The organism is Bacillus sp. TH19, from assembly GCF_016651075.1.
In the GTDB taxonomy this organism is placed as follows: domain Bacteria; phylum Bacillota; class Bacilli; order Bacillales; family Bacillaceae_G; genus Bacillus_A; species Bacillus_A mycoides.
Genome location: NZ_JAEKEO010000007.1, coordinates 732,293 through 746,472 on the forward strand (window position 1 = coordinate 732,293; position 14,180 = coordinate 746,472).

A 14,180-nucleotide genomic window follows, 5' to 3' on the forward strand; every position below is an offset into this window, starting at 1 on the left:
CCCTCATCCGAAAGTAATTTCATAGATTATTATAGTATATAAATATTGAATTTCCAATTGTTTACTGGTTAAAAATGAGAGGTCAGACATGTTTTGTATGTTGTAATGGAATGATTATTCGTAATGGATTTTGTATTTTTCGTAAATGTCATGTTGTGATGGACGTGTGCATATTCCCAGTCTTTATCATTAAAATGGACATTTCTTGGAGGGAGAAGAGGAACGACATCGAATAAATTGACAAAACGAAAGCTACTAGCTACTTGCAGTTTATAATAATTTCGAAAGGCGATATCTCCAACTTTTGGAGAGGCAAAGGTATAAAGACCGTACTGTGCGAAGGCAGTATTTATACGTGCATCTAGTATGTGTAGTGTAGCGAGTGCACCGCCTAAGCTATGGCCTGTTGCAAGAAGTTTCTTATGGGCTGGTAATGACACGAGCATATCCATAATGGAATCCCGGCAAGATTCATAAATTGAAAGAAAGCCATTATGGACATTTCCACTATTTAAAGCATATGGGTATGGCTTTTGGTTAACGAGTGAATCGATAATCCAATCTGTATCTGTTTGTGTGCCCCTAAAAGCTACAATAATCGTATCCTCAGATTCTAATATGAATCCGAACCATTCTGTCTTTTGAATGGCCTTTCCTTGAAACCCTTGTACATATTGGAACCCATCGGGTATTTCGAAAATGCCATTTTGTTTATATTGTTCATACGTTAGATCGCAGCAAGATGCTAACAATATGGCAGTATCTTTATCAAAGGATAAAGGAGTACGCATCAAGAAAGCCCTCCTTAAGAAAAGGTATAGTTCAATATATGCAGTGAGGGACTTGATTCATTCTTTTTGAAAAAAGGCTTGAACCTACAGTTACGTGAGGGAGTATGATTTTTGTAAACATATTGTTAGGAGGAGTGTAGGATGAGCAAAAAGGAAGGCTATTCAATTGGTGAGTTTTCAACGAGAAAAGGTATCTCAATACGGAAACTACAGTATTACGATGGAATATTACATGATTAAAAATGGTTTATACAGTCAAAAATAAACAGATAGTTCCCTATGAAGGGCACTATCTGTTTTTAGTGTTTTACTCTTTCCCATCTAAAAGGCGACCAAGTCCGCCTAAAACGCTACCTTCACCGCTGTTTTGAGCTGCTGGGCTTGTAAGACGTGCTGCTAAGCGGCTAAGTGTTAAGGACTGAATCCAAACCGTTCCAGGACCTTCTAGCGTTGCGAAGAATAAACCTTCGCCGCCAAATAGAGCTGTTTTTACTTTTCCAACGAATTGAACATCGTAGTTAACATCTTTCGTCATTGCAACGAGACAACCTGTATCAATGCGAAGTTTCTCGCCAGGTTTTAATTCGCGCTTATATACAGTTCCGCCTGCATGCATGAAAGCTAGACCATCACCTTCAAGTTTCTGCATGATGAAACCTTCACCACCGAAGAAACCAGTTCCTATTTTTTTAGTAAACTCAATTCCGATAGAAACACCTTTTGCGGCACAAAGAAATGCATCTTTTTGGCAGACTACTTTTCCTTGATATTCTGTTAAATCAACAGGAATAATTTTTCCAGGATAAGGAGCGGCGAATGATACGTGTCGTTTGCCATGACCTGTATTTGTAAATACAGTCATAAACATACTTTCACCTGTAACGAGACGTTTACCTGCGCCCATTAATTTACCGAATAGACCATTAGATGGTCCAGAACCATCACCGAAAATCGTTTCCATTTCGATATGATCTTCCATCATCATCATTGCGCCAGCCTCTGCGACAACGCTTTCTTCTGGATCCAATTCAATTTCAACAAACTGCATATCATCGCCATATAATTTATACTCGATTTCATGTGCTTGCATTTTTTCACCTCATCATATGTAGTAATTATATTGTACAGAAATCAAAGGAATTAGAATACTGTAGTTTTATTAATTTTTGAATAAAAATAGAATGAAAATTTAAGGTTATACTAGAATTATAAAAAACGATGGGACGAAAGTGTTCTCATTTGACGTTTTTGATATAGCATGATATAGTGAAAACACTATTGAGCTACATAATGTGGTACGGAAATAAAGCACGTTGTATTAAAGGCTGTAAGCTTGTTATACATTCATGTCCTTTATATCCACCTTTTCATGTGGATTCATAGTTTCATTTTTATTTAGGAGGTACATGACATGCAAACAGGTAAAGTTAAATGGTTTAACGGCGAAAAAGGTTTTGGCTTCATCGAAGTTGAAGGCGGAGAAGACGTATTCGTACATTTCTCAGCTATTCAAGGCGACGGCTTCAAAACTTTAGAAGAAGGTCAAGAAGTTTCTTTCGAAATCGTTGATGGAAACCGCGGACCACAAGCAGCTAACGTTACAAAAAACTAATTAGCTAGCGAAAAAAAGCATTCCGAATTTCGGAATGCTTTTTTTATGCTTTAGAACCAGACTCATCTGAAGATAATTCACCTTTAAAGGTGCGTTCTTCAGAGTCATCAAGCAATTGTTCATATTCTTCATGTTCTTCTGTTGCGAAAACTTGTGGGTTTTTTCCATACATATCTGTTCCAATAAAGTTTTCGAAATCCTCTACATACCCAACATTTTCTTCACTATTTACGTACATGCCATTATAGTTTTTTGAATCCTGTCTTTCTAAATCGGATGGTGTTTCTGATGTTCCGTAATTTGCGACGTCTTGCCAAGCATCTTCAGCATCGTACTCTACAGAATGATCTTCGTCGTGCTTATGAAACGAAGAATTTAGCACCTCTTCTTCAACTGGGCGTGTCTGCATATCTAATTTATTTGTAGTGTGCTGAATACACGTTGTAGCAGTTGGCATTGCTTTTAATCTTTCAAATGGAATTTCCTCACCAGACACTTCGCAAATTCCGTACGTACCAGCTTCAATTTTTTGCAGAGCATGTTTCGTATCTTCTAACTGTTTATGCCAAAATTCGATGAGTCCGAAATCTTTCTCACGTTCGTACAATTCTGTAGCCATATCACCTGGATGGTTGTCATAGCTAGACAATTCTCCTACTGAATCACGTTCAGATGCACGGTTTTCATCTTCATGAGTTTGTATCGTTTGTTCAACTTCTTGCTGTTGTTTTTCTAGAATAGATTTAAATTGATTTATTTGTTGTGGAGTTAACATAGTCGTCCACCTTCCTACAATTCAGTTTCTTTACATAGTATGAGCGTTGAGAGTAGGAATTATGAGATGAATTTCAGCCGGGAAGTCGGTATATGAAAAAAGGAGCCGCATAAGCAGCTCCTTTCTATCCCGCTATTTGCCGGGCAGTAAAACTCCCACCTTAGAATTTTGCTGGAGCAAAGAAGTTAGGTGGGAGTCGGGCTACCCGTAAACGCCCGATTGGTGAGGGCTAATAATCAGTGGGTGATGAACAAAACCCCCACTGATTAAAGTTTCACTTTATAGGAAGTATCCAAGCAATAATCCGATTCCCATTAGGAGACCGAAAATTGTATTTGTTTTTGCTGTTGAAATCATCGCAGGTACCATTTCCATTGGAATGCTTTTGCCGATAAAGCCTTTCGTCGCTTTAAATGCTTTCGGTACACTTAAGAATACGATAAGCATCCATGGTGATACGATGTTAACGATGATTAAAGCGATTGTCCAAATGTAGGCAACGATAAACATAGAAGCAAGTACACCAACGGCTCTTTCGCGTCCGACGAGAATTGCTAACGTTTTACGACCATTTTCTTTATCACCATCTAAATCACGAATATTGTTAGATAGTAAAATTGCACCAATTAAAATGGAGCTTGGAATAGATAATAAAATCACTTCTGATGTTACTGCCCCTGTTTGGATAAAGAATGAAATACCAATAATAATGACACCCATAAATAATCCTGCTGTTAGTTCTCCAAATGGTGTGTACGCAATTGGAATGGGGCCACCAGTGTAAAGGTAAGCAACGGCCATACAAACAAGACCGATTGCAGCAAGCCACCAGCTAGAGTTCATACAAATATAAACACCTAATAGCGTTGCGATGCCTAAAAATCCGAATGCTAAGTTAAGAACGGTTTTTGGTTTAATGCCATCGCGGACGATAGCACCGCCTATTCCAACTGAACCTTCATGATCGAGTCCTCTTTTATAATCAAAGTATTCATTAAACATGTTCGTTGCTGCTTGAATGAGAAGGCAAGCAAGAAGCATCATAAAGAAAAGAGGAAGATGTATTTGATTTATACCTCCGACCTGCATTGCAAAAGCTGTTCCGATGAAAACAGGAACGAAAGCTGCTGTTAATGTATGGGGACGTAATAAACTCCACCAAATTCGCCAGCCTGTTTGTTTACTTGGCTTTGGCGCCGTAGGAGAGGAATTCGTTTCGACGTTCATTTCCATGTTGAATCCTCCTTGGTCACATATTGTACACAATTAAGTGTAGAAAAAGCATCATTTAGTGTCAACGTTTATTTTCTAGGAAGAGAAGGTGAATTTCTCAGAAATGCTAAACGTTGACAGGCCTTTCCTTTGAGGTGTATCTTAAAATCAAGCGTAATTATGACTATTTTTCGCCCATAGGGGGGAGACAATTGTGATTCAAACGAAACGAAAAGGCTTACAAGAAGTTCTTGTTACAGCTATTAAGCGTGCGACTGATGAAAAAACATTAGTTAGTTTTGTAAAACAAATAGATTGGGTGGATCCACTTCTGTTTTATGCAGCAGGAAAAAGGATCGCATTCGAAAATAGATGTTATTTTGCAGACCCAGCTCAGCATGTAATATTTGCTGGAATTGGCTCTGTTTTCACTATAGCAAATTCCTCTCACAAACGCTTTCAAACTGCTCGTGACGAGTGGGATAAAGTAAAAGAGAAAGCATTCGTACAAAGAGAAGGATACGAATTTGGAACAGGTCCTCTTTTATTTGGTGGATTTTCATTTGACCAAGAAAAAGAAAAAACGAATCTTTGGAAAGAATTTGATGATACCACATTTTCACTACCAGCATTTTTATTAACTGTAAAAAATGAAAAGGCGTGGTTAACGATTAATCAGTTCGTTTCAGCTGAAGATTGTGCAGAAACTCTTTATAACGAAATTATTTCTGTAGAAGAGAGAATTTTACAAGAGAGTAAATGTGCACTAGTAGGATCAAAATTAACAGTTACTTCTAAAGTAGAAGTTGATCCGATTGGCTGGATGAACGCGATTGGAAAAGTGCAAGATGAAATGAAGCAAGGGAACGTGCAGAAGGTTGTATTAGCAAGGGAGCTAAAATTAACGATGGATCAGCATATTGATTCCGTTCTTGTTTTAGAAGCGCTTCGCATTGGGCAACCGGATTGTTACGTATTTTCTTTTGATTATAAAGGAGCATGCTTCTTAGGGGCGACACCTGAGCGATTGATTCGAAAAGAAGGCGAGAAGTTCACATCGATGTGCCTTGCTGGTTCAATTGGTCATGGCAATTCTATAGAAGAAAGTAAACAAAATGGTGAGACGCTTCTTCATGATGAAAAGAATTTGGCTGAACACGGTTATGTAGTTAACATGATTCGAGGTGTGCTAAGTGAGCATTGCGAATCTGTTAATATTCCGGAGAGCCCAGGCTTATTAACGACGAAAAATTTAATCCATTTATATACGCCAGTAGAAGCAAAAGGTGATGCAAGTCTTTTAACGATGGTAGAAGAATTACATCCAACACCAGCTCTTGGTGGTACACCTCGTCATGAGGCGTTGAAATTAATTCGTGATGTAGAGCTTTTAGATAGAGGATTATATGGTGCACCAATTGGCTTTATAGATGATGAAGGAAATGGTGAATTTGCGGTTGCACTTCGCTGCGGATTATTAAATGGCGAGAAGGCATCCTTGTTTGCCGGCTGTGGTATCGTAATTGATTCAGTAGCGCAGCTTGAATATGAAGAAACAAGTTTGAAGTTTAGACCGATGCTGGGTGCTTTGGAGGAATTAATGAAATGAACAATCATATAGAAGCATTATCATATTATTTAGGCGCGTTCGTGGACGAACTGACGCGTCTAAATGTATGTGATGTTGTCATTAGTCCTGGCTCACGGTCAACGCCGATTGCCTTACTAATGGAACAACATGAAGGAATGAAAACATATTTACATGTAGACGAAAGATCAGCAGGATTTTTTGCGCTCGGTATTGCGAAAGCAAAAAAACGTCCTGTTGCGCTATTATGTACGTCAGGGACGGCAGCAGCGAACTATTATCCAGCTGTATGTGAAGCGTTTCATTCACGAGTGCCGCTTATCGTATTAACAGCGGATAGACCGCATGAATTAAGAGATGTGGGTGCACCACAGGCGATGAATCAATTTAATTTATACGGTACTTTTGTGAAGCAATTTACAGAGATGGCACTTCCTGAAGCGAGTGAAGCAATGTATCATTACGCTCGAATGACAACGCAGCGTACGATAGCAAGCGCACTTCTAGCGCCGCAAGGACCTGTTCATCTTAATTTTCCAGTTCGCGAGCCGCTTATACCGGATTTCTCATTAGAAAGTTTATGGGATAAAGGGCGTGGTGAATATACAGGAGTAGTTCAGCAAGGGAACGTGACGATGCCGAGTGAATATGTAGATTCTCTTGTAGGGCGCCTTTCACATATGGAAAAGGGGCTTATTATTTGTGGAGACGGCAGTCATCCAGAAATAACAGAAGTTGTTATGAAAGTAGCTGAGAAAACAGGGTATCCAATTTTAGCAGATCCACTTTCTAACCTTCGTAGTGGTAATCATGATAAAACGATGGTTATAGATTGTTACGATACATTTTTACGAAATGAATTGTTAAAAGAAACGTGGAAGCCGAATGTTTTAATTCGTTTCGGCGGAATGCCTGTTTCTAAAGCATTAACGCAGTTCATCAAAAAACAAACGAAAGCTGTTCATATCGTTGTCGATGAATCTGGACAATGGAGAGATCCAGCTCTAGTTGCGACAGAAGTTGTACAAGCTAGTGACAGTGAATTTTGCAGAGCATTACTAGAGAAAATGCCAGTTATGAAAAAGAATGATTGGTTCGGAATGTGGAAACATATAAACGAGAAAACGAGAGAAACACTTTGTGAGATGGAAACATATGAAACGGCATTTGAAGGAAAAGTAATTACGGATATTGTACGTGTATTACCAGAAGGGGCAACGTTATTTGCGAGTAATAGTATGCCAATTCGCGATACCGATTCATTTTTCTTCACATCGGATAAAAACATTCAAGTAATGGCGAACCGCGGTGTAAATGGTATTGATGGAATCATTTCAACAGCTTTAGGAGCGAGTATTATTTGTGATCCGCTCGTATTAGTAATCGGTGATTTATCATTTTATCACGATTTAAACGGGTTATTAGCCGCAAAGTTACATGAGTTAAATATAACGATTGTTGTTGTAAATAATGATGGTGGAGGTATTTTCTCATTCTTACCACAATACGAGAAAAAGGAACATTTCGAATCATTATTTGGAACACCAATTGGGCTTGATTATGAACATGTTGTCAAAATGTATGGTGGTTCATTTAGCCGTATAAATGGTTGGGAAAACTTCCGAGAAGAAGTGCAGAATGGAACGAAAACGAATGGATTACACGTTGTGGAAATTTGTACGAATCGCGAAGAAAACTTGAAATTACATCGTGAACTATGGGCAAAAACAATGGACGTTATTACTATATCTTTGCAAGGTGAATCAAAATGAAAGTAACATTGCAAGGTGTATCGTATGAATATGAAGTAGCCGGAAGCGGGGAACCACTTCTACTTCTTCATGGTTTTACGGGAAGCATGGAAACGTGGGGTTCCTTTATTCCTTCTTGGAGCGAACAGTTTCAAGTCATTCTAGTAGACATTGTTGGACACGGGAAAACGGAAAGTCCTGAAGATGTGACGCATTATGATATTCAAAATGTGGCGCTGCAAATGAAAGAACTACTGGATCATCTTCATATTGAAAATGCGCACATACTTGGCTATTCAATGGGTGGTAGACTTGCGATTACGATGGCATGCTTATATCCAGAATATGTGCGTTCGCTTCTTTTAGAAAACTGTACAGCTGGACTTGAGAGTGCAAAAGAGCGAAAAGAACGCAAGGAAAAAGATGAACGACTTGCCGATAAAATTGAGCAAGAAGGCATCCGAAGTTTTGTATCGATGTGGGGAAATATTCCGCTATTTGAAACGCAAAAACGTTTAGCGCAAAACGTAAAAGAAGCGGTGCGAAAAGAACGACTTGCTAATAATCCAAAAGGACTTGCAAATAGTCTTCGCGGCATGGGAACAGGGGCTCAGCCTTCATGGTGGAACGAATTGCAAAACCTAAAAATGCCTGTCCTTTTACTGAATGGAGAAAGCGATGAAAAGTTCTTTCGCCTATTAAAAAACATCGAAAAATGCATCCCTCATGCGAAATTTGTCAAAATTGATGGGGCTGGCCATGCAATTCATGTGGAACAACCGGAAAAGTTTGATACAATAGTAAAGGGATTTCTAAAAACTATGCAGTGATACTTTTTTCAGCAAGAAGGAAGTTGCACTTATAGCGGAGATCAGAAATATAAAAGGAGGTAATAGTAATGACTATTGAATGGGTAAAAGAAGGCAATTACGAAGATATTATTTATTCAACATACAATGGCATCGCAAAGATTTCGATTAACCGCCCTGAAGTACATAATGCATTCCGTCCTAAAACGGTAATGGAGTTAATCAATGCTTTTGCACACGCTCGTGATGATGCAAATGTTGGCGTTATCATTTTAACAGGTGAAGGTGGACGTGCATTCTGTTCTGGCGGCGACCAAAAAGTTCGCGGTCATGGTGGCTATGTAGGTGACGACCAAATCCCACGTTTAAACGTATTAGACTTACAACGTCTAATTCGCGCAATCCCTAAACCGGTTATCGCAATGGTAGCAGGTTATGCAATCGGTGGTGGACACGTACTTCATATCGTATGTGACTTAACAATTGCTGCAGACAACGCTGTATTCGGACAAACAGGTCCTAAAGTAGGAAGCTTTGACGGTGGATACGGAGCTGGTTATTTAGCTCGTATGGTAGGCCATAAGAAAGCTCGTGAAATTTGGTACCTATGCCGTCAATATAGTGCACAAGAAGCGGTTGATATGGGCTTAGTAAACACAGTAGTACCATTAGAAGAACTTGAAGCAGAGACAGTACAATGGGCACAAGAAATTTTAGCAAACAGCCCAATGGCACTTCGTTTCCTAAAAGCTGCATTCAACGCAGACACAGACGGTTTAGCTGGTATTCAACAACTAGCTGGAGATGCAACGTTATTGTATTACACAACTGACGAAGCAAAAGAAGGCCGCGACGCGTTCAAAGAAAAACGCACTCCGGACTTCGGTCAATTTCCTCGTTTCCCGTGATCAAACCAAAAGCGGAAGCGGCTCGCACACAATGTGAGACGCTCCCAAAAGATCACACCGGAAACAAAACAACTAAGAGACTTGATGTCATATCAGGTCTCTTTCTTTCATGAAAGGAGAATGAGTGATGGAGACGATGCCGAATTGGTTAATGCAACGTGCATTTTTAACACCTGATCGCACTGCAATTGAAATTGAAGAGGAGAAGGTTACTTTCGTGCAACTGCATGAAAAAGTAGTATCTGTTTGTGAACACCTCACGCATGTAGGAGTGAAGCGGGCGCAAAAGGTGGCTGTTCTGATGAAAAATGGTATGGAGATGATTACAGTTATTCACGCCCTATCTTACATAGGTGCAGTAGCTGTGCTTTTAAATACGCGTCTTTCAAGAGAAGAGCTACTTTGGCAAATGGGTGATGCGGAAGTTGTTTGTTTAGTGACGGATCAAGAGTTTGAGACGGAAAATGTTCCAGTACGTTTATTTGCTGAAGTGATGCAAGGACCGAAGGCGGAAGCATTTATACAAGAAGAATTCTCTTTAGAAGAAGCGATGACAATTATTTATACGTCAGGGACGACAGGGAAACCGAAAGGCGTTGTTTTAACGTACGGTAACCACTGGGCAAGTGCAGTCGGTTCTTCGCTTAATTTAGGGCTTCGTGATGATGATTGTTGGTTAGCTTGTATGCCAATGTTCCACGTTGGCGGGTTATCTCTTTTAATGAAAAATATTATGTACGGTATGCGCATTTTACTCGTTCCAAAATATGATGCTAATTTTATTCATAAAGCACTTCAAACGAGAGGCGTTACGATTATTTCTGTCGTTTCTAAAATGCTAACAGATTTATTAGAACGACTTGGCGAAGGTACATATCCATCTTCTTTACGATGCATGTTACTTGGGGGAGGACCAGCACCGAAGCCGTTATTAGAAACATGTGTGGAAAAAGGAATTCCTGTGTATCAAACGTACGGTATGACAGAAACATCATCGCAAATTTGTACGTTAACAGCAGATTACATGTTAACGAAAGTAGGATCGGCCGGAAAACCACTATTTCAGTGTCAGCTTCGTATTGAAAAAGACGGCGTAGTTGTGCCGCCCCGTGCTGAAGGAGAAATTGTAGTAAAAGGACCGAACGTAACAGGTGGCTACTTTAACCGTGAAGATGCGACGCATGAGGCGATCAGAAATGGATGGCTTCATACTGGTGACCTCGGTTATTTAGATGAAGAAGGATTTTTATACGTATTAGATCGACGCAGTGATTTAATTATTTCTGGCGGAGAAAATATATATCCAGCTCAAATTGAAGAAGTATTGCTCTCTCATCCGGCGGTAGTAGAAGCGGGTGTTGTCGGTATGGCTGACGAAAGTTGGGGACAAGTACCAGCTGCTTTTGTTGTAAAAAGTGGAGACGTAACAGAAGAAGAAATTCTTCGTTTTTGCGAAGAGAAATTAGCGAAATATAAAGTGCCGAAGAAAGCATGTTTCTTAGAGGAATTACCACGAAATGCTTCGAAGAAATTGTTAAGACGAGAGTTAAGACAATTAGTGGAGGAGATGTAGGTGGAAATAAAAAAAGCGACACTTTATATAACGGAAATGCCGCTCATTATCCCGTTTGCGGCAAGTTACGGGACTTATGAAAAGCGTGAAAGTATCGTCATTGAATTAGAAGATACAGATGGATACATTGGTTTTGGTGAAGTCGTTGCATTTTCTGAACCGTGGTATACGGAAGAAACGGTGAAGACAGCGCTGCATGTACTTCAGGATTTTTTATTACTAGATTTATTGAAAGCTGAAATTTCTCATCCGAATGAAGTACCGTCTTTGTTCAAACATATAAAGAGAAACCGAATGGCAAAGGCCGGAATTGAAGGTGCTGTTTGGGATTTATATGCGAAGCGTCAAAAGCAGTCGTTAGCGACATTGCTTGGCGGAAATAGGTCTGAAATTGAAGTCGGCGTTGTGATTGGGATCAATACAATTCCCGTTATGTTAAAACAAATCGAGAAGTACGCGGAAGAAGGATACGAGCGCTTTAAAGTGAAAATAAAGCCAGAACATGATTACGAATTACTGAAAGAAATTCGCAAAGAGTTTCCGAACATCCCGTTAATGGCTGATGCAAATTCAGCTTATACATTAGCGGATACGGAGAAGTTGAAACGACTAGATGAATTTAGGCTTATGATGATTGAACAACCGTTAGCGGATTACGATTTTCTGGATCATGCACAACTGCAAAAGAAAATTGAAACACCGATTTGTTTAGATGAAAGCATCCATAGTTTAGAAGACGCACGTGTTGCGATTACGCTTGGCAGTTGCCGCGTCGTTAATATTAAACCAGGGCGAGTGGGCGGATTAACAGAGTCCGTTCAAATCCATAATTATTGTATGGAGCATAACATACCAGTTTGGTGTGGTGGCATGGTAGAAATGGGGATTTCACGAGCTCAAAATGTTGCACTCGCCTCTTTGCCAAACTTTACGATTCCTGGAGATATATCTGCTTCTAGTAGACATTGGGAGAGGGATATTATTTCACCGGAAGTGATGCTTGAAGGCGGAAAAGTAAGGGTACCGCAAAGTATTGAACGTGAGTATGAAGTAGATCGAGGCAGGTTGGAAGAAATAACAAAGCAGCGGATTATTTTTGAGCGATGAATGGGAGCTTTTATTAGTACTGACTACCTGCAAATAGCGGGATGATTTTCTCGTTAATTTTCGGTAAGTCGATATATTTAAAAAATCGCCGATATAATTTCATTTATCAAGGTTACTCTTACGGGTAGCCTTTTCTTAGTGTACAAATTGGATAGACTAGTTTAAAATCGAGCGTATGAAAACAGAATAAAGTAGGGGGACTAAAATGAAGCGCATTTCAATTTTAATAGCTGATGATGAAGCGGAAATTGCTGATTTAATTGAGATACATTTAGAAAAAGAGGGTTACCACGTCGTTAAAGCAGCTGATGGAGAAGAAGCCATGCATATTATTCAAACGCAGCCAATTGACTTAGTGGTTTTAGATATTATGATGCCGAAAATGGATGGATATGAAGTGACGAGGCAGATTCGCGGCAAGCACCACATGCCAATCATTTTCTTAAGTGCGAAAACATCTGATTTTGATAAAGTGACAGGTCTTGTATTAGGCGCAGATGATTATATGACAAAGCCTTTCACACCGATTGAATTAGTTGCACGTGTAAATGCACAACTGCGTAGATTTCTTACGTTAAATCAGCCGAAAGTAGCGGAGAATAAATCTGCTTTAGAAATAGGCGGAGTCGCTATTGATCCTGAGCGAAGAACAGTAAATGTGTACGGAGAGCCAATTGAATTAACACCAAAAGAATTTGATATTTTATATGTATTAGCAAGTCATCCGAAGAAAGTGTACAGTGTGGAAAATATTTTTCAGCAAGTATGGGCTGAAGGGTATTACGAAAGTGGAAATACAGTTATGGTACATATCCGTACTTTGCGAAAAAAGCTTGGGGAAGATAAAAGAAAGGATAAGTTAATAAAAACAGTGTGGGGGGTAGGTTATACTTTCAATGGCTAAAACGATGAGAAGCTTTCGCTCGAAGATGATTATGCTATTTGCGTTAAGTATGATATTAGCTGCTGGTGTAACGTATTTAATTTATGAGGGGCTACGTCTCTATTATAAATTAGTAGTTCGTTATGAGGATCCTTTAGCCCAATTTCGTTCAATGGTAAGACAAATTGGGGACATTAATTTCTTTTTAATTGTATTTATTCCTCTGTCCATTATGTTTTTCTTCTTCCTTACTAGACCGTATTTAAAATATTTTGATGAGATTTCGAACGGGATTCATCATCTTGCGAACGGAGATTTTTCAAATCAAGTTCGTGTTTCATCAAATGATGAGTTTGGATATATCGCACGCGAAATTAATGTAGCGAGTGAAAAATTAAAAGAAGCGGTTGAACGAGGAGACTTTGCGGAAAGTAGTAAAGATCAGCTCATTGTCAACTTAGCTCATGATTTAAGAACGCCGCTAACATCTGTTTTAGGGTATTTAGATTTAATTCTTAAAGATGAGAATTTGACGAAGGAACAAATTAAACATTTTTCCACAATTGCTTTTACGAAATCCGAAAGGCTTGAAATCTTAATTGATGAATTATTTGAAATAACGAGAATGAATTATGGCATGTTGCAAATTGAAAAAAGACCAATTGATATAAGTGAATTACTTATACAGTTAGATGAAGAATTATATCCGTTATTAGAAAAAAAAGGTTTAGAAGCGAGATTGAATATGGATTCGCATTTACCTATTAACGGTGACGGGAAATTGTTAGCTCGAGTATTTGAAAATCTTTTAACGAATGCGATTCGCTATGGATACGATGGAAAGTTTGTTGATGTGAACGGATATATTGATCATGAAGAGGTAGTTGTACAAATTATTAATTACGGCGATAGCATTCCAGAAGAAGATTTACCATATTTATTTGATATGTTTTATACAGGTGATAAGGCGAGGTCAGAACAACAGGGCGGAACAGGCCTTGGGCTATTTATCGCAAAAAATATTATCGAACAGCATGATGGGACAATCTCTGCTGAAAGTAACGTAATTAGAACGATATTTGAAGTGAGATTACCAAAAGAAGAGAGCAAAGCAATTTAATAAAAATTTAAACTTTACCCCACTTTTTATTTTAATAGTTTTTTCTATTCT

Annotated in this window: 13 protein-coding genes and 1 pseudogene; 10 read left to right on the forward strand and 4 right to left on the reverse strand. The window is 38.9% G+C overall.

The window, feature by feature from the left end:
- Window positions 1-68: 68 nt before the first annotated feature.
- Window positions 69-791, reverse strand: coding sequence for a lipase family protein (locus JFU54_RS07475; RefSeq protein WP_002089241.1), 723 nt, complete (start codon window positions 789-791; stop codon window positions 69-71).
- Between the two features lie 141 nt (window positions 792-932).
- Here JFU54_RS07475 and JFU54_RS07480 point away from each other — a divergent pair.
- Window positions 933-1,019: pseudogene (locus tag JFU54_RS07480) on the forward strand (MerR family transcriptional regulator); the annotation flags it as partial.
- 79 nt (window positions 1,020-1,098) lie between these two features.
- Here JFU54_RS07480 and JFU54_RS07485 read toward each other — a convergent pair.
- Window positions 1,099-1,881, reverse strand: coding sequence for a TIGR00266 family protein (locus tag JFU54_RS07485; protein ID WP_002015806.1), 783 nt, complete (start codon window positions 1,879-1,881; stop codon window positions 1,099-1,101).
- A gap of 321 nt (window positions 1,882-2,202) precedes the next feature.
- Here JFU54_RS07485 and cspD point away from each other — a divergent pair, with 321 nt between their 5' ends.
- Window positions 2,203-2,403 carry a cold-shock protein CspD gene (cspD, locus tag JFU54_RS07490; protein ID WP_001193051.1) on the forward strand — a complete coding sequence of 67 codons (201 nt, stop codon included), beginning with the start codon at window positions 2,203-2,205 and terminating at the stop codon, window positions 2,401-2,403.
- A gap of 43 nt (window positions 2,404-2,446) precedes the next feature.
- Here the strand turns inward: cspD and JFU54_RS07495 are convergent, their stop codons facing one another.
- The gene (locus tag JFU54_RS07495) at window positions 2,447-3,178 is read right to left on the reverse strand and encodes a yteA family sporulation protein (RefSeq protein WP_201064086.1); all 732 of its coding nucleotides are present in this window, start codon (window positions 3,176-3,178) and stop codon (window positions 2,447-2,449) included.
- A 279-nt stretch (window positions 3,179-3,457) separates the two neighbouring features.
- Window positions 3,458-4,411, reverse strand: a complete 954-nt coding sequence (locus tag JFU54_RS07500; protein ID WP_002015811.1) for a 1,4-dihydroxy-2-naphthoate polyprenyltransferase — start codon at window positions 4,409-4,411, stop codon at window positions 3,458-3,460.
- A gap of 193 nt (window positions 4,412-4,604) precedes the next feature.
- Here JFU54_RS07500 and JFU54_RS07505 point away from each other — a divergent pair, with 193 nt between their 5' ends.
- The 8 genes from JFU54_RS07505 (at window position 4,605) to JFU54_RS07540 (ending at window position 14,129) form a co-directional block, all read left to right on the forward strand.
- The gene (locus tag JFU54_RS07505; RefSeq protein WP_201064087.1) at window positions 4,605-5,999 is read left to right on the forward strand and encodes an isochorismate synthase; all 1,395 of its coding nucleotides are present in this window, start codon (window positions 4,605-4,607) and stop codon (window positions 5,997-5,999) included.
- Window positions 5,996-7,750 (forward strand): 2-succinyl-5-enolpyruvyl-6-hydroxy-3-cyclohexene-1-carboxylic-acid synthase, encoded by a 1,755-nt coding sequence (menD, locus tag JFU54_RS07510; protein ID WP_201064088.1) that lies wholly within the window; start codon window positions 5,996-5,998, stop codon window positions 7,748-7,750. The genes JFU54_RS07505 and menD overlap by 4 nt, the downstream gene beginning before the upstream one ends.
- The gene (gene menH, locus JFU54_RS07515) at window positions 7,747-8,559 is read left to right on the forward strand and encodes a 2-succinyl-6-hydroxy-2,4-cyclohexadiene-1-carboxylate synthase (protein ID WP_016102877.1); all 813 of its coding nucleotides are present in this window, start codon (window positions 7,747-7,749) and stop codon (window positions 8,557-8,559) included. Before menD ends, menH begins: the two co-directional genes overlap by 4 nt.
- A gap of 68 nt (window positions 8,560-8,627) precedes the next feature.
- Window positions 8,628-9,446 (forward strand): 1,4-dihydroxy-2-naphthoyl-CoA synthase, encoded by an 819-nt coding sequence (gene menB / locus JFU54_RS07520; protein WP_016102878.1) that lies wholly within the window; start codon window positions 8,628-8,630, stop codon window positions 9,444-9,446.
- Window positions 9,447-9,573: 127 nt separating this feature from the next.
- Window positions 9,574-11,019 (forward strand): o-succinylbenzoate--CoA ligase, encoded by a 1,446-nt coding sequence (locus JFU54_RS07525; RefSeq protein WP_201064090.1) that lies wholly within the window; start codon window positions 9,574-9,576, stop codon window positions 11,017-11,019.
- On the forward strand, window positions 11,020-12,126 hold the full coding sequence (menC, locus tag JFU54_RS07530; protein ID WP_201064094.1) for an o-succinylbenzoate synthase: 1,107 nt from the start codon (window positions 11,020-11,022) through the stop codon (window positions 12,124-12,126).
- Between the two features lie 205 nt (window positions 12,127-12,331).
- Window positions 12,332-13,030 (forward strand): response regulator transcription factor, encoded by a 699-nt coding sequence (locus JFU54_RS07535; protein ID WP_002015820.1) that lies wholly within the window; start codon window positions 12,332-12,334, stop codon window positions 13,028-13,030.
- The gene (locus JFU54_RS07540) at window positions 13,023-14,129 is read left to right on the forward strand and encodes a sensor histidine kinase (RefSeq protein ID WP_193652266.1); all 1,107 of its coding nucleotides are present in this window, start codon (window positions 13,023-13,025) and stop codon (window positions 14,127-14,129) included. The genes JFU54_RS07535 and JFU54_RS07540 overlap by 8 nt, the downstream gene beginning before the upstream one ends.
- Window positions 14,130-14,180: the final 51 nt, after the last annotated feature.

Excerpts from the sequence above, each read along its gene's own strand:
- JFU54_RS07475 (WP_002089241.1), bottom strand. The coding sequence starts at position 791 with ATGCGTACTCCTTTATCCTTTGATAAAGATACTGCCATATTGTTAGCA.
- JFU54_RS07485 (WP_002015806.1), bottom strand. The coding sequence starts at position 1,881 with ATGCAAGCACATGAAATCGAGTATAAATTATATGGCGATGATATGCAG.
- cspD (WP_001193051.1), top strand. The coding sequence starts at position 2,203 with ATGCAAACAGGTAAAGTTAAATGGTTTAACGGCGAAAAAGGTTTTGGC.
- JFU54_RS07495 (WP_201064086.1), bottom strand. The coding sequence starts at position 3,178 with ATGTTAACTCCACAACAAATAAATCAATTTAAATCTATTCTAGAAAAA.
- JFU54_RS07500 (WP_002015811.1), bottom strand. The coding sequence starts at position 4,411 with ATGGAAATGAACGTCGAAACGAATTCCTCTCCTACGGCGCCAAAGCCA.
- menD (WP_201064088.1), top strand. The coding sequence starts at position 5,996 with ATGAACAATCATATAGAAGCATTATCATATTATTTAGGCGCGTTCGTG.
- menH (WP_016102877.1), top strand. The coding sequence starts at position 7,747 with ATGAAAGTAACATTGCAAGGTGTATCGTATGAATATGAAGTAGCCGGA.
- menB (WP_016102878.1), top strand. The coding sequence starts at position 8,628 with ATGACTATTGAATGGGTAAAAGAAGGCAATTACGAAGATATTATTTAT.
- JFU54_RS07525 (WP_201064090.1), top strand. The coding sequence starts at position 9,574 with ATGGAGACGATGCCGAATTGGTTAATGCAACGTGCATTTTTAACACCT.
- JFU54_RS07535 (WP_002015820.1), top strand. The coding sequence starts at position 12,332 with ATGAAGCGCATTTCAATTTTAATAGCTGATGATGAAGCGGAAATTGCT.
- JFU54_RS07540 (WP_193652266.1), top strand. The coding sequence starts at position 13,023 with ATGGCTAAAACGATGAGAAGCTTTCGCTCGAAGATGATTATGCTATTT.